The 19,673-nt window shown below is 43.4% G+C and carries 18 protein-coding genes; 6 read left to right on the forward strand and 12 right to left on the reverse strand.

Annotated features, from left to right (window positions below; translation table 11 throughout):
• Positions 1-4: 4 nt before the first annotated feature.
• Entirely contained in the window at positions 5-1,408 is a 1,404-nt protein-coding gene (locus AC1DM9_RS12370) for an MDR family MFS transporter (RefSeq protein WP_441885825.1), read from the reverse strand.
• 549 nt (positions 1,409-1,957) lie between these two features.
• Here AC1DM9_RS12370 and AC1DM9_RS12375 point away from each other — a divergent pair.
• Positions 1,958-2,575, forward strand: a complete 618-nt coding sequence (locus tag AC1DM9_RS12375) for a DedA family protein (protein ID WP_076269307.1) — start codon at positions 1,958-1,960, stop codon at positions 2,573-2,575.
• 282 nt (positions 2,576-2,857) lie between these two features.
• Positions 2,858-4,309 (forward strand): SulP family inorganic anion transporter, encoded by a 1,452-nt coding sequence (locus AC1DM9_RS12380; RefSeq protein ID WP_076269306.1) that lies wholly within the window; start codon positions 2,858-2,860, stop codon positions 4,307-4,309.
• Positions 4,310-4,370: 61 nt separating this feature from the next.
• Here the strand turns inward: AC1DM9_RS12380 and AC1DM9_RS12385 are convergent, their stop codons facing one another.
• On the reverse strand, positions 4,371-4,682 hold the full coding sequence (locus AC1DM9_RS12385; protein ID WP_477580234.1) for a hypothetical protein: 312 nt from the start codon (positions 4,680-4,682) through the stop codon (positions 4,371-4,373).
• Complete coding sequence (locus tag AC1DM9_RS12390) at positions 4,682-5,122, reverse strand: DUF6376 family protein (protein WP_076269304.1); 441 nt, start codon at positions 5,120-5,122, stop codon at positions 4,682-4,684. Before AC1DM9_RS12390 ends, AC1DM9_RS12385 begins: the two co-directional genes overlap by 1 nt.
• Positions 5,123-5,245: 123 nt before the next feature.
• Here AC1DM9_RS12390 and AC1DM9_RS12395 point away from each other — a divergent pair, with 123 nt between their 5' ends.
• Positions 5,246-6,658 carry a hypothetical protein gene (locus AC1DM9_RS12395; RefSeq protein WP_441885832.1) on the forward strand — a complete coding sequence of 471 codons (1,413 nt, stop codon included), beginning with the start codon at positions 5,246-5,248 and terminating at the stop codon, positions 6,656-6,658.
• On the opposite strand, the gene AC1DM9_RS12400 is transcribed toward AC1DM9_RS12395, so the two are convergent.
• Positions 6,642-7,223: a hypothetical protein gene (locus tag AC1DM9_RS12400; RefSeq protein WP_477511982.1), complete on the reverse strand. Its 582-nt coding sequence runs from the start codon at positions 7,221-7,223 to the stop codon at positions 6,642-6,644. The two genes, AC1DM9_RS12395 and AC1DM9_RS12400, sit on opposite strands and share 17 nt — an antisense overlap.
• A 145-nt stretch (positions 7,224-7,368) precedes the next feature.
• Positions 7,369-9,591: an MMPL family transporter gene (locus tag AC1DM9_RS12405; RefSeq protein WP_477511981.1), complete on the reverse strand. Its 2,223-nt coding sequence runs from the start codon at positions 9,589-9,591 to the stop codon at positions 7,369-7,371.
• Between the two features lie 133 nt (positions 9,592-9,724).
• Here AC1DM9_RS12405 and AC1DM9_RS12410 point away from each other — a divergent pair, with 133 nt between their 5' ends.
• The 3 genes from AC1DM9_RS12410 (at position 9,725) to AC1DM9_RS12420 (ending at position 11,137) form a co-directional block, all read left to right on the forward strand.
• Complete coding sequence (locus tag AC1DM9_RS12410) at positions 9,725-10,351, forward strand: TetR/AcrR family transcriptional regulator (RefSeq protein WP_076269300.1); 627 nt, start codon at positions 9,725-9,727, stop codon at positions 10,349-10,351.
• A 14-nt stretch (positions 10,352-10,365) separates the two neighbouring features.
• A complete protein-coding gene (locus tag AC1DM9_RS12415; protein ID WP_076269299.1) occupies positions 10,366-10,656 on the forward strand; it encodes a DUF3817 domain-containing protein in 291 nt (96 codons plus the stop codon).
• Between the two features lie 121 nt (positions 10,657-10,777).
• Positions 10,778-11,137, forward strand: coding sequence for a VOC family protein (locus tag AC1DM9_RS12420; protein WP_477511980.1), 360 nt, complete (start codon positions 10,778-10,780; stop codon positions 11,135-11,137).
• A 21-nt stretch (positions 11,138-11,158) separates the two neighbouring features.
• Here AC1DM9_RS12420 and AC1DM9_RS12425 read toward each other — a convergent pair whose 3' ends face one another.
• From AC1DM9_RS12425 to AC1DM9_RS12455, 7 genes are all read right to left on the reverse strand, one after another.
• Positions 11,159-11,686 (reverse strand): GNAT family N-acetyltransferase, encoded by a 528-nt coding sequence (locus AC1DM9_RS12425; protein WP_477550354.1) that lies wholly within the window; start codon positions 11,684-11,686, stop codon positions 11,159-11,161.
• A 147-nt stretch (positions 11,687-11,833) separates the two neighbouring features.
• Positions 11,834-13,558, reverse strand: a complete 1,725-nt coding sequence (gene cysI, locus AC1DM9_RS12430; protein ID WP_477580236.1) for an assimilatory sulfite reductase (NADPH) hemoprotein subunit — start codon at positions 13,556-13,558, stop codon at positions 11,834-11,836.
• Positions 13,559-13,610: 52 nt separating this feature from the next.
• Positions 13,611-15,473: an assimilatory sulfite reductase (NADPH) flavoprotein subunit gene (locus AC1DM9_RS12435; RefSeq protein WP_477580558.1), complete on the reverse strand. Its 1,863-nt coding sequence runs from the start codon at positions 15,471-15,473 to the stop codon at positions 13,611-13,613.
• Between the two features lie 437 nt (positions 15,474-15,910).
• Positions 15,911-16,699 carry an undecaprenyl-diphosphate phosphatase gene (locus AC1DM9_RS12440; RefSeq protein ID WP_441884629.1) on the reverse strand — a complete coding sequence of 263 codons (789 nt, stop codon included), beginning with the start codon at positions 16,697-16,699 and terminating at the stop codon, positions 15,911-15,913.
• Positions 16,700-16,750: 51 nt separating this feature from the next.
• Complete coding sequence (locus tag AC1DM9_RS12445; RefSeq protein WP_477550352.1) at positions 16,751-18,064, reverse strand: hemolysin family protein; 1,314 nt, start codon at positions 18,062-18,064, stop codon at positions 16,751-16,753.
• Positions 18,065-18,094: 30 nt separating this feature from the next.
• Complete coding sequence (locus tag AC1DM9_RS12450) at positions 18,095-18,454, reverse strand: Lin0512 family protein (RefSeq protein ID WP_076269289.1); 360 nt, start codon at positions 18,452-18,454, stop codon at positions 18,095-18,097.
• A gap of 47 nt (positions 18,455-18,501) precedes the next feature.
• Entirely contained in the window at positions 18,502-19,650 is a 1,149-nt protein-coding gene (locus AC1DM9_RS12455) for a DUF3900 domain-containing protein (protein WP_477580238.1), read from the reverse strand.
• Positions 19,651-19,673 lie beyond the last annotated feature (23 nt).

A 19,673-nucleotide genomic window follows, 5' to 3' on the forward strand; every position in this document is an offset into this window, starting at 1 on the left:
CTTTCTAAGAAGCATTTCTTTGCTGCTGTTCAGGCTGCTTAATCTTAGGCATGCCAATGGATACAAATACAACAAAAACAGATAATACCGCTACCCATATAAATATCGTATGCAAGCTTCCTGCAAGAACCGTTGCTTCAATTCGATCAGCTTGACCGGTATGAAGCAGCAAACCAAACACAGTAATCCCAATGGTCTGGCCGAGTGTACGAATGAAATTGTTGCTGGCCACAGCAGATCCACGAAGCTCCCAGCCGACAGCTGAAGATACAGCTACCGTTATGGATGTAAGAGAAAGGCCAAACGAAAGCCCTGCCAAAAACGTATAAATGATAAATAATACAATGGATGTAGAAGCTGTCATAAAAGCGAAACCAATGCTGCTGACGAACAAGAAGCAAGAGCCCGCCACACTAATAAAGCGCAATCCTTTTTTGGCTATCCAGTTTCCTGCTAATATTGAGCCCAGCGGCCATGCTACGGATAGTGGAATCATGGCAAGTCCAGAATAGGTAGCCGGTTTGCCGTATACGCCTTGTATCCATAAAGGCAAATAAAATATTATGACGACATTGATCACACACAATAAGAAACTGCTAAGATTCGCCATGCTAATAATCGGATTCCGAAATAGCTGGAATGGAATGATCGGTTCTGGAGAACGTTTTTCGATACGAGCAAAAATGACGAAAAATAGTACAGCTATACCAAATAATACGCTAATCGTTAGTTTTCCGCCGTTGCCACCATCGGCATCGCGAATTAGCGTCATCGCATACAAGAAGCTGAACATAGCGATCGTAAAGGTAATGATGCCAGGATAATCGATATGTCTCTTTTTCTTCTCCAATGTCTCCCGCAGTGAAGTGGAGAGCAAATAAATAGCAACGATTCCAAACGGCAAATTCATATAGAAGATTGCCCGCCAGGATATGTAATCGACCAACAGACCGCCAAACAATGGGCCTGAAATACCCGCTATCCCCCATATGCTTGACATCCAGCCCTGTACCTTCGCACGCTGTTCATAGGGATATAAATCTCCAATGATCGTATAAGGTATCGTCGTGAGCGCACCTGCTCCGAGTCCTTGCAAAGCACGAAACATAATAAGCTGATTCATTGATTGCGCTACACCAGATAGCATGGAGCCTGCAAGAAAAATCAATGCCCCGATAATAAAAATTTTCTTTCGACCGTAAAGATCGGATAGCTTGCCGTAAACAGGAGTAGTAATAACGGTTGCGAGCAAATAGATCGAAATAATCCAGCTGTACTGCTGGATTCCTTGAAGTTCTCCCGTAATGCTAGGCATGGCTGTACTAACGATCGTCCCCTCGATGGCAGCAAGAAATGTGGCTACGAATAATGCAATGGTTACTTTTTTCCGAGTCTGATTAGCGTTCATTGTTCATCCTTTCTGTGAATAACATGATAAATAAAAAAATATTCACACGACCTTTCTATTATGGTCGCTGGAAGCATGAAATATCAACGTATTTATTTCAATCAAGACGTTCGCGATAAACGAATCTCCTTCTTTTGCATGCATAATTTAGTACAAACCCGCAATATATATTGTGATCGATCAACTTCAGCTGTACGCCAAAATTCACGATCGCCAAAAAGCTGACATAAAGCCTGTTCAGCTGTTTTATATGAAGCATGTTCTTCTATTAAGATTGTGACGCATACCGTAAAACATAGCGATTCATATCGCCGTAAAGCATCCACCTTTTTTTGGAAATCCAGCATGAGAATAGTCGCCCCTTCATACACATAAAACCTATTCCCTATTGTAACTGTTCCTGAAAAGCAATTAGTTACGAAATGGTTAAATTTGAATCCTTTCCTCTCACCAATCGTATGTATGGTATCCTTTCGGATTCGGATATGTTAACATGTTTGAAGTGGAATAATAAAAATTCTATTTTTTGGTAGGTTAGGATGTTGCTCAATGTATGATTTATTATTGAACATAATAGATGATTTTGGTTATTTCGCTTTATTCCTCGTTTTATGTCTTGGTTTAATCGGTTTGCCCATACCTAATGAAGCAGTCGTGATGACTGGCGGAGCATTAGCTGAATCCGGTGTATTATCGCCGATACCCGCTTTTATTATGACGTGTCTTGGTATTTGCTCCGCGATGACCTTTGGATACAGCATCGGTAGATTTGCAGGAAGCAAGTTGTCCAACTGGTTCAGCCAGAAGAAAAACATAAGTAAATTTGTCGCTAAATCCGAACAGTTAAGTGAAAAGTACGGCGGCTACGCCATCAGCCTTAGCCTTTGCCTTCCTTTTTTAAGACATGTCACGCCATATGTTATGGGGATGAATCGCATGCCTTACAAAAGATTCGCAATCTTCGCTTACCCATCCGCATTTGTATGGACACTCATCTACTTTATTATTGGTACGTTCGTGGGAGATCAAGTGCAAGACCTCTCTGATCATATTTACAAATACTTAATATGGGTCATTTATGCCATCATTGTTATCGTTGTTGGTTTTATCATTTATAAATATTATAAAAGCAAACAACAAAAGGATCATATCGAACGGCCAATGTAGCCGTTACAGATTTAAGAACCATCGCAAGCCGCGGTGGTTCTTTTCTATTCCTAGCCTTATGCCTGAAAATTAGATAATGCAAGATAACTGGCGAATTCACTGGATGTAATCGCTTTCTCAAGATATCGAGCTGCGTTGTTTTCACTTTATTTGTTGTATAATAACGAACAGTGTGCAACGGCCCCGACTTTTCTGCGAGAGGAAAGTCAATCAATATCCTTGTTATGTTCTTGGTGTCAGTAAAATTAGACAAATGACTGCAATTTGGGAGGTTTATTTGCTTTGCTTGAACAACTAAAAAAATCATGGTTTTCAAATGTACGCGGTGATATTTTGGCGGGCATTACAGTGGCGTTAGCGCTCATACCGGAGTCTATCTCTTTTTCTTTAATGGTAGGTGTTGGGCCAATGGTTGGATTGTACGCCTCCTTCTGCATCGCTGTCATTATTTCCATAGTTGGCGGCAGACCCGGAATGATTTCCGCTGCGACAGGAGCGATGGCGTTATTGATGGTCTCTCTAGTTAAAGATCATGGCATCGAGTATTTGTTCGCTGCTACGATTTTGGCGGGTGTATTGCAGTATATTATGGGCGTGCTCAAGCTAGGGCAGCTTATTCAATTCATTCCGCAATCCGTCATGCTCGGCTTTGTCAATGCATTAGGCATCCTCATCTTCACTACCCAGCTTGTTCATTTTGTGGGTGCTACTTGGATCATGTACGCACTCGTTGCTTTAACATTAGTCATTATCTATACGCTGCCTAAATTCACAAAGGTTATACCTTCACCGCTGGCAGCAATTATTATCGTTTCCATTATAGCCGTTGCCATTGGAGCGGATCTCAAAACCGTTGGCGACAGAGGTTTAATCGAAAGTACATTGCCGCTGTTCCATATTCCGGATACGTTATTTTCGCTTCATACGTTGTGGATCATATTGCCGTATTCCTTCTCACTCTCTATCGTAGGTATTTTGGAGTCGCTTTTAACAGCTTCGGTCCTTGATGAAATGACAGATACCACAAGCAACAAAAACAAAGAGGTACGCGGTCAAGGCATTGCAAACATGGTGACAGGCTTCTTTGGCGGGATGGCAGGCTGTGCATTAATTGGTCAATCCGTCATCAATGTGAAATCAGGCGGCCGAACTAGGCTTTCCACCTTCGTAGCTGGCTCGTTCCTGCTCTTTCTTATTATGGTATTAAGTGATGTCGTCAATAAAATTCCGATGGCTGCTTTAGTCGGCGTCATGATTATGGTGTCTATTAGCACGTTTGATTGGAAATCAGTATTTCATATTCATAAAGTTCCACGTACCGATGCGTTAATCATGATCGTTACAGTAGTTATTGTTCTTATCACACATGACTTGTCCAAAGGCGTGTTTGCTGGAGTTGTGCTAAGTGCATTTGTATTCGTTGGTAAAATGGCAAAAATCCGCGTTTCCATCGCAGGTGAACGCTCGAAGAATCTTACGTATCACGTAACCGGACAGTTGTTTTTCGGGACAACCAGTCGTTTTGTGACTCTTTTTAATTATAAAGATGATCCAACACATGTGACCATTAACTTTAGCGGCTCGCATGTATGGGATCAATCCGCGGTGACCGCCATAGCGAAGGTTAAAAACAAATATGAACAGCTGAACAAGAAAGTTTCATTTACGGGGCTCAATGAAGAAAGCAAATTAATTATACGTCATTTGGGCTTAACTTCATCAGGCGGTCATTAACAAACAAAGCTCATGCAAGTGCACCTGTCGGTGTGCTAACATGAGCTTTTCTAATCATTTTTTATTCCTGTTTTTCTTCCTTAACTAGCTTTTCCTTGGCTGTATCGATGAAGAAATCAAACAGCTCGTCATCTTCCTCTAACAAATCCTCAAGTGCCAGCAGTTCTTCTTCCTTGCCTGATTCATGAAGGAAAAACAAGCCATAACCCCACTCTTTGCCTCGCTTGCTGTGCAGTGCAATTTCATACTCATTCTTATGTCCTTCTACCCCGAATTGAACATTGCCTACGTAACCGTCTTCTTTCGAATACGTCATAGTGGCCTGTAATACATTGATGTTAATCACTTCTGTTCTTCCTTTCTCATCGTTCATTACGGTGCGAGCTGATTGATTTGATTTAACAGCTCGTTAATTTTGTTGATCGTATCTGGAATACCCGTCGATTCAAAAGCGGCTCTACCCTGCTCAATATTCGTTAGAGCTTGATCGATACCCTGCTGCAGCGTCGCGTTGTAATCGGCAATCGATTGATGGATATCTTTTGCGTAATCAGGTACCTGCAGTCCTTCATAATGGACAACCTGTTCCTTCAATGCAAGAAGCTTCTCCTTTAAATCCGTTCTTTTGTCCAAATCCGTCACTGCTTGCTCTGCAAGTGTATTCATATCTTGTCCGAAATCCGTTAACGTTTGTAAGTAATCCGTCGTTTCTGTTGCAAAATTTACCGTTTGACCTACTTGATCAATAATACCACACCCAGATGTCATTAGCATTATGGAGAGCAATATTATCGAAACGCCCCGTTTAATCATAAGCAACCTCCTTGTCATAATCATCCTACTACCGAGATGAACGCCTATTCGAGTTGATGCATACATTACTGTACGATTAACAGCTCATGCTGGTTTCGTGTATGTCACAAGGAGATGATCGAGATGGATATTCATTTATCGGCGATTCACTGGGTTTATTTGACCTTTATTATCGCAATCATTGGATTTATGCTGATGCGACGCGATACAACGCTTATTTGTATTGCCGGAATCTTAGGAATTGGAATACTAGCAACCACATCGGCAAGCGGTTCTGTAAGCGGTATTTTTAACAGCTTTATCTTTGCCATAAAAGAATTGCTGGGAACGATTTTAATTATATCCATCATCGTCGCCATGAGTCGTATCCTTATTCGAACCGGTATAAACGAGATTATGATATCTCCGTTTACCCGTTTTCTTAGAACACCCGCGCTCGCCTTCTGGGGAATCGGCTTAATTATGATGGTAACCTCATTTTTCTTCTGGCCTTCGCCAGCGGTTGCACTCATCGGTGCGGTCTTACTCCCTGTAGCTTTGCGTGTTGGGCTGCCTGCACTCGGAGCAGCAGTCGCGATGAATTTATTCGGACATGGCATCGCCTTGTCTGGTGATTATATCATCCAAGGCGCACCCAAGCTTACTGCGGATGCTGCCGGTATTCCTGTCAGCTCCGTCATGCAGGCCAGCATTCCGTTAGTCATTGTCATGGGGGTTGTCACAACCGTCGCTGCCTACTGGATAATGCGACGTGATCAGAAACTTGGTACATGGCGTGATGGACTTGTCCTTTCAGCCGCAGGGCCAGATCCATCAAACGACCCCAGCTTCGATGCCGACCGGAATGCGCTGTCACTGAGTACAAAGCGCTGGCTCGCAGCACTTATTCCTTTGTTATTCGCACTTGATGTGGCAGCCATGTTCGTGCTTAAGCTTCAAGGCGGTGATGCCACTGCGCTGATTGGCGGAACAGCCATACTCATTATGCTGTTCATTACAATGCTGACACACCGTGGCAAAGGGTTCGAGAAAACGACTAGTTATTTAATTGAAGGCTTCCTATTCGGCTTCAAAGTATTTGGACCGGTTATACCGATTGCGGCTTTCTTTTACTTGGGCGACTCTGGATTTCTGGCCATGTTCGGCGACAAGCTTCCTGAAGCGTCGCACGGAATAGTTAATGACCTCGGCATTGCCCTTGCTCATGTCGTGCCCGTTAATGGAGTTGTTGGCTCGATTACGTTAACAGTAGTCGGAGCAGTGACAGGCCTTGATGGCTCAGGCTTCTCTGGTATCTCGCTTGCAGGCTCGATCGCGCAGCTCTTTGGCCACGCCATAGGCTCCGGGATTGCCACTTTGACGGCTCTTGGTCAAGTTGCTGCAATCTGGGTAGGCGGCGGTACAATCATTCCTTGGGCGCTTATCCCTGCTGCAGCCATTTGCGGGGTAGATCCGTTTGAACTTGCGCGTCGCAATTTAAAACCGGTGCTCATCGGTCTTTGTGTGACAACGATCGTTGCTATGTTCTTGATTTAGATCGCTTTCGTTGACGATAAAATACGGAGATGAGTGATACTACAGCAACACCGCCAAGGCCTATGTACCAGCCTTGTGTTAATGAGCTTTCCGTTTTCTGCAAGGGGATCTCCGGCTGCGGCGGCAATGAACCAATACCCAGCAGCTTGATATGTTCATTTGCTTCACTATGCAATAAAGTTGCGCTGCAGAGTGCATGTAGCGATTTTCCAGTTGTTTTTGCGTAAACCAAATAACGTTCTCCTTCTTTAAACGTATAGCCACAGCTGTCTTTGCTTTCAGCCGTTTTCACTTCAAGCGTTGGAGCAACATGTCCTTTCCACACTTCATTGACTTGGAAGCTGGCTTTGACCGCTCTCTCAGAGGAGCGAAACAAGGATTGTGAGGATGTTTTAACGGAAGTTGCCGTTCCTTCAAACACTGCGTCACTTTTGATTTTGCTCTCCTCCACCGTACCTGGTTTTACGCAAGAACAGGCTTGGACATTCGATGGCATAATCAATAAGCTGCTAATAAAAAATATGAAAATGAATCCAACTGAAAGTCTCTGTTTTTTATTAATCATATCTACTCCCCCAACCTTTTCTCTATAGCAGGCATTTATGCCTTTAGGTTAAGACGGTTTCTTTTGGGAAAATGTTTCATTTATAGCAATGAAAAAGCTGTTTCTCCCGTAGTGGAAGCTACGATCGAAACAGCTTTTTTAGTTATTATCCTTTTGCCTTTTGCTTGGATTCCTCTACTAGCGATACTTTTGCTGGCCAGAACGCTCTCTTGCCTAGTAAAGTCGTAATAGCCGGTACGAGGAATGGACGAACGATAAAGGTATCCATTAATACCCCAATCGCTGTTATGAGGCCAAACTGGACAAGCACTTGGATAGGAAGCGTCGCAAGCACGGCAAACGTAGCTGCAAGAATAAGTCCTGCTGAAGTGATAACACCGCCCGTTTCGCTAACCCCTTCTTTGATGGCTTGCTTCAGCGGCAGCGTTTTGCTCTTTTTCCAAATGCTTGAGATCATAAATATATTGTAGTCTTCACCAAGCGCAATGAGGAAAACGAATGCATAAAGCGGAATTGCACCTTGAATGGCGTCAACGCCCATGATGTAATGCAGGATCACCCAGCCCAAGCCTAGTGCGGCTGCATACGACAGCAATACAGTGCCGATTAAGTATAATGTTGCAGTAATGGATCTTAAATAAGCAAACAGCAGAATCATGATGAGTCCGATAACTAAAGGAATAATGACATTATTATCATGATCCGTCAGCACCTTAGCATCATATTGTGTAGCTGTCTGGCCAGCGATCCATACTTTTTGATCAGCCTCAGCAACGTTTCCATTCGTAAGCGCAGCTTCTGCCGCCGCACGGAGTAACGGAATCGTCTCCATTGCTTCCTGGGAATATGGATTCGTATTCAAGATGACCGTATACGATAGTAAATTAGGGTCATTAACGCTCGGCTGCGGCTCCTGAACATGATCTACAAGCGGGACAGCAGCAAGTTTTTCTGCTAACTCAGGTACTGCACCATCCGTCGCAGCAACCACTGTAATCGGCGCTAAATCTCCTGGCGTAAATGACTTCGAAATCACTTCAAACCCTTCTCTTGAAGGCATATCCTCTGGAAAAGAAGACAGCAGATCATAAGTAAATTTAATTTGACTGGAGAAGCTTGCGAAAATTCCTAGTATCAAAACAGAGGTGATAACGACCATCCACGGCTTCGTTATTACGAGATTTCCAATTTTGGAGCCGAGCTTTTTCTCCGAATTCGGCTTACGGTACACTTTTCCTTTTTTGTCCGCATGTGCATGCCCCATCGCATCTGTACGCGGGATAAACGGGTAAAAGGAAGCTCTTCCAATAATCGAAAGCAATGCCGGAACCAGCGTCAAACTTGCGATTCCCATAATAAGGATCGATAAACTGAATGGAATTGCGAAGCGATCATAAGCACCGTACTTAGCCGCAAGCAAAGCTAGCAAAGAAAGAACTACCGTAAAGCCGCTCATTGCAATAGCACCTGAGGCGTCCTTGAACGATCGTTTTAGTGCTTTCATTTTGTCACTTTCACGAGTAAGCTCTTGACGGAAATGCGAGATGAAAAATAAACAATAATCAGTACCCGCTCCGAATAAGAGCACAGTCATAATGGATATAGCTTGACCATCCACCGTTATCCAGCCTTCACCTGCCATAAAGCCAAGCAATGGTCCTGTAACAGCATAAGCAAATCCAACACCAATTAGTGGAATGATAGCAAGAATCGGTGAGCGGTAAATGAGGAGCAGCAAGACTAGTACGATAAGTACTGTTGCGATCATCAGTGATACATCCGCTCCTTTGAACAAATCGGTTGCATCAACCGAAATACCAACTGGACCACTGACACGCACGCTTAATTCAGCATCATCATCGATAGGTATGGAAAAAGGTTCTTTACCTGATGCTTCTCCGATGATAGCTTTAATGGACTCAATATTTTCCTTCAAAACTTCAGTTTCTGTTGCTTCACCGAACTGAATCGGCTGAACGAGTGTCGTTCCGTCCTCAGAAGCAAATTTTTGCAAAGCAGGTAAAGGCATTTGATGAAGAGGTATAACCTCGCCTTGCTCTTTCAACGGATTTTCAACAATCTTCTGCGTCGTTTTTTGAATAAGCGCATAATCCGCTTCTGTTAAGCCGCCTTCTCGATGCCAGACCACCAATGCTGGAATGCCAGAGGAGCTTGGAAACTTATCTTTTATTAACTCATCAGCGACAACGGACGGGCTGTCAGCCTCTAGGTTTGGAGCATTGCTTACTTCTTTGTCGCCCACAGCTGGCAGAAATACAGTTACCAGCCCGGCTAATACAATCCACGCAACTAATGTTATCCACCTTGTACGTCGTCCAGCGACCATTCCTGCTAATCTTTCGATCATTTGACAAATCCTCCATTTCACATTACGACTAATATCGTTTAAAATTAACTCAAGCGATAATTTAATTATATATACCGAAAGGTTAATTAATCAATTCATATTTATTACAATTTGATGAATGGAGGGCATGTCGATGAGCGAGGACCAAATAAAACGCAAACCAGGCCGGCCCAAAGGCACAGGTTCAATTCAGACGATGCAGCAAATTTTGCGCACAGCAGCCTTTTTATTTATGGAGCAAGGTTTCGAAAAAGTTTCATTAGAAAGTGTAGCCCAAGCATGCGGGGTTACTAAAGCAAGCGTTTATTATTATTTTAATAATAAAAGCGTTTTGTTCACGGAATGTCTTCAATTTGTTCTAAAGATGGCTTATGATCAAACTTCAAAAATTGTTAGCAGCACCGGGTCACTGAAGGAAAGAATGCTTGTTGTTGCTGAGCGCCATATGAACAATGCTCATGTTGAGTTTGAAACGATGATGCGGGAAGCATCCAGCGGTTTGACTGAGGAGCAAATAACGAGCATTCGTACGAGTGAGCAAGCGATACACGAATTAATTGGGAGTGTATTTCAGAAGGCAATGGACGAGGGCGAAATCAAACGGGGTGATTCGATGTTGCTTGCTCATGTCTTTACAGCTATGTTAACGGTACGAAACCGTAAAGAAATCATTAATAATGAAAAAACAGTGGAACAAGCCGCGTTCGAAATCGTAGAACTATTGTGGGCAGGACTAGAGCCTCGCTCGCAATCTTATTAAATGGAGGTTTTTTAATGCTTAAAACCGCAATGGGTCGTCTGCGGGTCGTTGGTTTCATCGAAGGGTTATCTTTTCTATTACTACTTTTAATAGCAATGCCCCTCAAATACTGGGCTGATATTCCAGAACCTGTGACTATTGTAGGCGGACTTCATGGCCTCTTATTCGTTCTTTATATCCTTGCTGTCTTCCATGTTTGGATTAAACACCGCTGGTCGATTCTCAAGGCAGCAGCAGCGTTTATCGCAGCTTTCCTTCCATTTGGCACATTTATTCTTGATAAGAAGCTGCTTCGCGATCAATAAGTTAAAGAGGTTATTCCGAGCAATTGGAATAACCTCTTTTTTTATACTAATGATGGAAAAATGAAGTGAACTCGCCTACTAAGCATGATAGAATAAATGTAAAACTAAAGGAGAGTGTTTCATGATGGGTATTATTATAAATAGAGTAGGAGCAATCTTTGTTACGGTCAGCGATATTGAAAAAGCTCGTGAATGGTATTGCTCCATTCTTGAATTGGAGCCTACCTATGATATCATTGCAGGTCATTTATGCTGTATTCCTTTAGATAACAACGGCCAAAACCTTGTTTTAGACAGTAAAATCTATACAGAAGATACTTATGCAAGAACACCTATTTTTCATTTTAATACGGATGACATCCATGCTGCTTTTCAGTTCATGCGTGATAAGAATGTAGAGCTTGTAAGCGAAATTGAACATGGTCACTTTTTCAGCTTTAAAGACCCCGACGGAAACCTGCTTATGGTTTGCAAATGCTAAAAAAATAGCTAACTGCATTGATTATAGGCCTAACCAAAACCTTTTAATAATATTGCCATTTTCCTCTACGAATTCTGATTCCAACACGCCACCGTTTTTTAAAATCGTTTTTTCTGAGCCGGTATTCCCTTTATCACAAACAACTAGAACTTTTTGATGACCCCAATCTTTTAACAGCTCCAACGTATTTGATAATATGATATTGGCATACCCTTTTCTTCTCTCCGATGGACGAACGCCATATCCGATATGGCCGCCTTGATTGAGCAGTTTTTCATTCAATCGATGCCGAATATTAACCGCTCCTACAATTAAGTTGTCCTCACTTAGGAGCCAATAAGTGGTATGAGGAACACGATCACTGCTTGATATTTTGGATTCAGTATCTTCAGCATACAAAAAATCTAACATGGCATTAAAATCTTCCGGTTCTCTCTCAATGACCCACGGCACCATATCTTCACCGCTCTTTATCCAGTCCTCATAAAAGGATATATACGCTTCGCGGTATTCGATCGTTGGTTTAATTAATATCGCTGATTTCGGCATAAGCACGCTCCACTCCGATGATTTTTACCAAATTAACACATTTAATGAATAGGGTCAATCTTATTTCATCGATGATTCATCGTGCTCTTCATAACAAAGAAGACTAAGGCATAACGCCCTAGTCTTCTTTTGCTTAATTTATACTTATTAGTTATGGAATTGTTGACCATCATGAACAGCCTTTACATAACCTGCACGAATTACGAAATCTCCGAAATGCTCGCCCGTTTCCCGTTCCTTCGCATACTGATTAATAATCGGTTTTAAAGTATCGAGAATTTCGGTCTCATCAATATTTTCACGGTAAAGCTTGTTTAGTCTATCACCTGCATAGCCTGCGCCCATATACATATTGTATTTGCCGAGTGCCTTGCCGATAAATGAGATTTCTCCAAGCGCTGGTCTTGCGCAGCCGTTCGGGCATCCAGTCATCCTAATGTTGATCTCCTGGTCACGCAGTCCTGCTTCATTAATAATCGGCTCCAGCTTATCGATCAGTGTTGGAAGGTAACGTTCTGCTTCCGCCATAGCAAGACCGCAAGTCGGCAACGAAACACAAGATAATGAGCTTCGGCGCAGCGCAGAGTGCTGCGTACCGTCCGTAAGTCCGTATTGCTCTGCTAGCTCCGTAATTTTGCGTTTCTTCTGGCTGCTGACATTACCGATAATAAGATTCTGATTCGGAGTAATGCGGAAGTCGCCTGTATGAACTTTAGCGATTTCGCGTAAACCCGTCATTTGCGGGTTGCCTTCTTGATCCTCAATACGTCCGCTTTGGATAAACAACGTCAAATTCCATTTGCCGTTGCTTCCCTTTAGCCAGCCATAACGGTCTCCGTTATTTTGGAATTGATAAGGACGTACCTCTTCAAGCTGCCAGCCAAGACGGTTTTGCAGCTCGGTTTTGAACCAATCAATCCCATGACGGTCAATCGTATACTTAAACCGAGCGTTTTTGCGAACCGAACGGTTGCCATAGTCACGTTGAATCATAACGGTCTTCTCGGCAAGCTCCACAATTCGCTCTGGCGGACAGAAGCCAATCACTTTACCAAGCTGCGGATAAGTCGTTGTATCGCCGTGTGTCATCCCCATACCGCCGCCAACGGAAATGTTAAAGCCCTTCAGCTTGCCATCTTCCACGATTGCAATGTAGCCGATGTCTTGAGAGAATACATCTACATCATTAAAAGGCGGAATCGCAAATCCAATTTTGAACTTACGCGGCAAATATACAGGTCCGTAGATAGGCTCTACTTCCGCTCCATCCTCTTTACCATCGATTACTTTTTCTCCGTCCAACCAAATTTCATGATAAGCGCGAGTACGCGGTGCCAAATGATCATTCACTTGACGTGCCCAGTAGCTAACTTCCTCATGATGGTTCGATTGAAAAGGATTTGGACTGCACATAACGTTCCGATTGACGTCACCGCAGGCAGCAAGAGTAGTCATCAGCTCGCTATTGATTTTTTGAAGCGTAGGCTTCAAATTCCATTTCAAAATGCCATGCATTTGGAACGTTTGACGTGTCGTGAGACGCAAAGTCCCGTTGCCGTACTTGTGAGCTAGTTCATCCATGGCAAGCCATTGATTAGAGGTTGCTACACCGCTTGGCAGTACTACCCGGATCATGAATTGAAATGCGGGCTCCAGCTTCTGCTTTTCACGCTCGTTGCGCAAATCTCTGTCATCCTGCATATAACTTCCATGAAACTTCAACAACCGATTGTCATCCTCAGGCAAACCGCCTGTAATCGGATTGCTCATCGTTTCTACTAATGCGCCGCGCAAATAGTTGCTTTCGCTTTTGATATGCTCAACTTCACTTGGCGGTCCACCGATAGGTTTTACCAACTGCTCTTTCGCCATTGTTGCTGTCTCCTCTCGCAATCATTCAAGTACTCTTGTTGTTATCTATTTATTAATAAACATCACGTTGGTAGCGTTGTTGATCCTGCATATCATTCAAATAAGCTGCCGCTTGCTCAGCGCTTAATCCGCCCTCTTGCTCAATAACAGTTAATAGAGCCGTATGCACATCATGTGCCATATGTTTCTCATCACCGCAAATATAAACATAACCGCCGGCTTGAAGCCATTCGAATAGTTCACGGCTCTTCTGCAGCAAACGATGCTGTACATATACCTTCTCTTCCGTATCGCGGGAGAAAGCCACATCAAGTTTGGTCAAGACGCCGTCTTTAAGCATTCTTTGCCAATCGGTCTGATATAGGAAATCCGTAACAAAGTGGCGATCTCCATAGAACAACCATGATTTTCCTTCTGCGCCAATTTCCTCGCGCTCTTCAAGGAATGCACGGAATGGAGCAACACCAGTACCTGGACCAATCATAATAATTGGAGTATTCGTATCCGCAGGCAGCTTGAAATTCGGATTTTGTTGAATATAGATCGGCAGACTGTCGCCTGGTTGTACACGCTCTGCACAATGTACGGAGCATACCCCATAACGCTCACGACCATGAGACTCATAACGAACAGCTCTCACGGTAAGATGAACCTCATCCTCATTCGCTTTAAAACTGCTGGCAATGGAATAAAGTCTTGCAGGCAGCTTACGCAAGATAGCAACAAATTGTTTTGCGCTTCCTTGCCATGGCTCAAAATCCTGCAATAAATCAAGCAGATCACGACCGTTAATGTAGCTTCTAAGCGCTTGCTCTTGCCCTTGAACTAGCAGTTCACGAAGTGCTGAGTTCGAAGTCAGTTCGGCTGCTTGCGTGATCAGCGGTTTCGTTAGAGCTGTAATTTCATAATACTTAAGTAGAGCTTCACGCAATGAGCCCTGCTCACCGCTCTTATTGATCGGAACAACTTCTTCAGCATTCCAATTCATTTGCTTAATAATTGCATCCACTAGCTCTGGATGATTTTCCGGATAAATACCAAGGCTATCTCCTGGTTCATATTGTAAATTAGAGCCTTCAAGCGACAGCTCCAAATGACGAGTTTCCCGATCAGAGCCGCGGCCATTCAAGTTAATATTCGCAAGAACTTCAGCCTTAAAAGGGTTGTTTCGCGAATAGGCGGATTGTTCTGGTGTTGTTTCGCTGCTTGTTTGCGCTATAGCTGCAGTCGTTCCCGAGGCAGCATTCAAACGATCATTTAATGAGCTGATAACCTCTGCTGACCAGCCAGCAACAGCCTCATCGTAATCGAGATCACAATCTACACGAGGAACAAGACGTTTTGCACCAAGCTCTTCAAGACGTTGATCAAAGTCTTTACCCGTTTGACAGAAAAATTCATACGACGTATCGCCAAGCGACAAGACAGAAAAGCTTACGTTTTCTAGCTGCGGAGCTCGCTTGCTGTAAAGGAACTCGTGGAAGCTCTTCGCATTATCCGGCGGTTCCCCTTCACCATGAGTACTGACAACCAAAAACAGGTTTTCGACTTTTTTCAAATTGTTCGTCTTAAACTTGTTCATTGGCGCAAGTGTTACTTGCAGACCCTGTTCTTCCAGCTTGCGCGATAAGCTGGTAGCTACCCGCTGGCAATTGCCGGTTTGAGAGCCAAACAGTACAGTAACCTCACGGGAAACCGCTGGTTGACTGATAGCCGAAATGACTTCTGCAACTGCTGCTCCCTCGGAGACAGCCTGCACATCCGCACTAATCGTTAATGGACCTGCTGATGCTTGACGAGCAAACAAATAACCTGTCAGCCAAATTTGCTGAGACTCCGTTAGTGATGGTACAAGGCGATTCAGAAGGTCAACTTGCTCTTGATTAAAAGGACTGTTCGTTACCTGAAGTTGCAACAATATCCACCTCTCATAAACATAAAATCATCATTAGTTTTCATAGTCAGACAAGCAAAACGCCATCGGCGTCCTCTAGACGCTGAAGCAGCTTTGACGGAGAAATATAAGCCCTTTATAAGCTAACAAACTTATAAATTCTTATATTTTAAAATTAGTGCTTCAGAAGTGCTTCAATAATTATTAACCTAACATAATCAGACAAATCCATCAACGATGATTTCATGCTCCTAAATTACAATTTTATGGAAAAAGATCGTTATTCATCCACAAAACAAAGAAATCAGGGCAATTTGCCCTGATTATCTCGGATTTATTAGAAAAAATGATCGATTGGATATAAATTAATGATAGTTGATCCAAGCGAATTTTTGCTACATTATATGTAGTTGAAAATCATTCTCGATAATTTTGTCGAAAATCAGTGTTTTCTCCATTTATAAAATAATAAAATAAAAAAGTGCTGCGAGCGCAAAACGATAATAGGCAAACCATGAAAGCCTAATTTTTTTCATCATGTTTATAAACGTTACGACCGCAATCATACCTACAACAAATGCAGCTATTAGCCCAATTAGAAAGAGAGGCAAATCCGACATCGTGAGAAACTCTCGGCTTTTAAGTAGGTCTATTCCACTCGCTCCAGCCATAATCGGGACGGATACTAAAAAAGTAAACTCTGCCGCAGCCTTCTGGCTTACACCAAACAGCATGCCGCCAGATATCGTCGAGCCTGAACGCGAGAACCCCGGCCATAATGCGAGTATCTGAAAACATCCAACAGCAAAGGCCTGCTTGTAGGTAATGTCATCAAGCTCCTCTGCAGTCGGCTTCTTTCGTACACGATCGGCGATAATCATCAGTATTCCGCCCGCCACAAGACCAATCAGCACCTTCTCAGCAACGAACAACTCGCCTTTTATAAATGAATGAAGCAGAACAGCACAAGCTCCCGCCGGTGCCATTGCAATAATGATGTGAAGAGCATTCAAACCCGAATTTTTGCCTACCTTGAAATTAAGTAAACTCGCAAACCGATTTCGGTATAACACAAGCACAGCCAGCACTGCGCCAAATTGAATGACCACCTCAAAGGTTTTCGCTCGATCACCTGTAAAATTCAACAGCTCCGCTGTTAAAATCAAGTGACCCGTTGATGAAACTGGTAAAAACTCGGTAAGGCCCTCCACGATACCCATAATAATCGCATTAATTAGATCGCCCAACGCCCAATCTCCTCCTAGAAATAGACTGAAAATTACTCACTCTATACAAGCCTATGCATGTCCGTAGGTTCCCATTTCATTTTCGATCAAATCAGTATGAATTTCGATTTTCCGGATTCGATTGTCGTCACGTTCACGAATAATGAAGGTCATATTCCCATAGGTCCACGGCTCTCCGATAGGAAGCTCGGGCTTCTGATTAAAGAGCCAACCGCCTACTGAATCTACTTCTTCACTTTCAAGATCAGTTCCTGCAATTTCGTTCCAATCACTAATTAGCGCCTTGCCGTTAACCAAATAACGCTGCTGCTCAATATATTCGATTTCTTTCACTTCATCCTCATCGAACTCATCACGGATTTCCCCTACTATTTCTTCTATGATGTCTTCGATGGTGATGAGCCCCGCCGTTCCACCATATTCGTCCAACAAAATTGCAATTTGAACGCGTTCCTGCTGCATTTTGCGGAGCAGCTTATTGATCGGCATGACTTCAGGAACTGACATAACGGGCTGAAGCAGAGATGTTACGTCGATATCTCGGTTTGTTTCATAGCGGAGAAAAAATTGCTTTGTATTTAATATCCCAATGATGTTGTCTTTGCTTCCTTTGGCCACAGGGAAACGTGTGTATTGCTCTCTTATTATAATTTCGAGGTTCTCTGCGCGAGTATGATCCACATACAAACAGGCCATATCCGTCCGAGGAACCATAATCTCTCTCGCAAGCCGCTCATCAAACGCAAAAATCCGGTTGACATAGCCATACTCACTTTTATTAATTTTCCCGCTCTCATAGCTTTCCGACAAAATGATGCGGATTTCCTCTTCGGAATGAGCCTCATGCTCATTCGCTGGCTTTAAGCCCAGCAATCTTACCAAGGAGTTAGCAGATCCGTTGAGAAGCCAAATAAACGGATACATCACCTTATAAAAAACGATGATAATTGGAGCTGTAAACTGACTGACTTCTTCCGATTTAATGATGGCTAACGTTTTGGGAGCAAGTTCTCCTAGCACGACATGCAAGTACGTTACAATGATGAAGGAAATGACAAACGAAAGCACCGAGCTTAGCTCGCCCTCGATATGTATCCGATCAAATAACGGGTGCAATATAAGCTCAATCGTTGGTTCTCCCAACCATCCGAGGCCAAGCGCCGTAATCGTAATGCCGAGCTGGCAGGCAGATAAATAACCGTCAAGCTTGCTCGTTACCTGCTCAACCGCTCTAGCATTTTTCATGCCCTCTGCTACCATCTGATTGACGCGGCTTGATCGCATACGAATAATTGCAAATTCAGTCGCGACAAAAAAAGCTGTAAATACGAGCAATAATACGAATAGTGCAAGCTTTAAAACCATCGTCTTCTCCCTTTTGCAATGGAGATGCTACTAGTAGCCCACCTCAACTGATGCATTAACGATGTAAATCAAATCGTTTTTATCATCTTTGTCCGGCAGTACTACACCGCTAGTCGTCAGCATGCCGCCGTGTATGACTTCTACAGTCACTTGTCCATACGGCAGCACTGCTTTTACCTGCTCAACGTCAAGAAGCTCATGATCACAAGGAAGTGCAAGCCTTACCCGCACCTTCATGTTATCAAGCGTTCCTCCTGGCAGTACGGATCGCAGTCCGGGCATCGAGTTATGATGAATCGCGTTTTGTACCGCGCGCACCGATGCCTTTGTAATATTTTGACCGTGTAGATCGCATCCCATGCCTATTTCTATAAAAAATAAGTTGTCCACTTAAATATCCTCTCCTTCAAAGTGAAATTTCATACGTACTAGATGACTTACCATGGAACATCATCGTTATTGCCTGAGCCTTCTCCAGCAGGGGTGTAGCTATATCCGGAATCCGCATCCTCAGCAGGCTTCTTGCTTCCGATACGCAGCATAACATCAACCAGATCAAGCGGCTGTACGAGCTCAACCGGCGACATGCCCTTGTCGAATTGGAAGGAATCCCCTTCAATCACGACGACATAACGTCCGTTATGCTTGGCAAAATGGATGCTGTCGCCAAAGTCAGCAAGCAGTCCTTTTACTGTAACGTCGCCTAGTTTAAATGTAAAAGGTAAATCCGGCTTCTGCTCTACTAATGCCGCAGCTGCAACTTCCACCTGCTCCGGCGTCCACCACTCCTGAAGGTCACGCTTCTCGCTTGCCGCCCACACCTCAACCGCATTTTCTTCCTCGCGGCGCTCCGAGCTTTCATCCTCTTGCCACTTATCCGCAATATATTGATGAACCATCTCCACCACTTGCTCACCCATGACCTCAGGCAAAGGCTTCTCATAAGAAACATATTTTAAGAAATCTTCAAAATAACGAGCATGCGATGCCTGATGAATTTTTAGCTCCCAATGCTCTAGCATGCCCTCCTCCGGCATATGCGGATACTGAATCGATTTGATGCTGCGAGCAGATATCGCCATCTCTACCTGGGAGATCAAGCTTTTTTCATCCGAAATACGGGCAATCTTAGGCTCAAAATCACATTTCAGCAAAAATAAAAACGGCTCATCGAAATACGTATTAAGCTTGGATAACGCAATAATAAATGCGCCTCCCCTTACTGCACTCGTATCCATGTAGATTCGAACGAGCTCGTCGGCAATGCCGATAAAGCGCTCCTTGGAATCCGCGTCACGCAGCCGCTGAAATAAATTGTAGTTCTGATTGCTGCCGAGTTCATAACCGGGCTCAACCATAAATCGTCCAATCTTCGTTGGCGCGCCTGCTGAGTTAGGATTGCGCTCTACTTTTCTTTTGACGATCCGTTTAAATTCATCATCCAAAAACCTTTGAATCTCACTATCTTCATACGTGTCCTCTTCTAAAGTCTGATAATGTTTAAATCGTTTTCCTGATGATGTGGCACTCTCTTCACCATCGGTATGAATAACGAAAAAGGATAAATATTGCATATTAAAATCCACGTTTATAATTCCTCCAAACAAGC

The organism is Paenibacillus sp. 01T431 (assembly GCF_056398625.1).

Coding starts and splice junctions, on each gene's coding strand:
- AC1DM9_RS12370 (WP_441885825.1), bottom strand. CDS start 1,408: ATGAACGCTAATCAGACTCGGAAAAAAGTAACCATTGCATTATTCGTA.
- AC1DM9_RS12375 (WP_076269307.1), top strand. CDS start 1,958: ATGTATGATTTATTATTGAACATAATAGATGATTTTGGTTATTTCGCT.
- AC1DM9_RS12385 (WP_477580234.1), bottom strand. CDS start 4,682: ATGAACGATGAGAAAGGAAGAACAGAAGTGATTAACATCAATGTATTA.
- AC1DM9_RS12390 (WP_076269304.1), bottom strand. CDS start 5,122: ATGATTAAACGGGGCGTTTCGATAATATTGCTCTCCATAATGCTAATG.
- AC1DM9_RS12395 (WP_441885832.1), top strand. CDS start 5,246: ATGGATATTCATTTATCGGCGATTCACTGGGTTTATTTGACCTTTATT.
- AC1DM9_RS12400 (WP_477511982.1), bottom strand. CDS start 7,223: ATGATTAATAAAAAACAGAGACTTTCAGTTGGATTCATTTTCATATTT.
- AC1DM9_RS12405 (WP_477511981.1), bottom strand. CDS start 9,591: ATGATCGAAAGATTAGCAGGAATGGTCGCTGGACGACGTACAAGGTGG.
- AC1DM9_RS12410 (WP_076269300.1), top strand. CDS start 9,725: ATGAGCGAGGACCAAATAAAACGCAAACCAGGCCGGCCCAAAGGCACA.
- AC1DM9_RS12415 (WP_076269299.1), top strand. CDS start 10,366: ATGCTTAAAACCGCAATGGGTCGTCTGCGGGTCGTTGGTTTCATCGAA.
- AC1DM9_RS12420 (WP_477511980.1), top strand. CDS start 10,778: ATGATGGGTATTATTATAAATAGAGTAGGAGCAATCTTTGTTACGGTC.
- AC1DM9_RS12425 (WP_477550354.1), bottom strand. CDS start 11,686: ATGCCGAAATCAGCGATATTAATTAAACCAACGATCGAATACCGCGAA.
- cysI (WP_477580236.1), bottom strand. CDS start 13,558: ATGGCGAAAGAGCAGTTGGTAAAACCTATCGGTGGACCGCCAAGTGAA.
- AC1DM9_RS12445 (WP_477550352.1), bottom strand. CDS start 18,064: ATGGTTTTAAAGCTTGCACTATTCGTATTATTGCTCGTATTTACAGCT.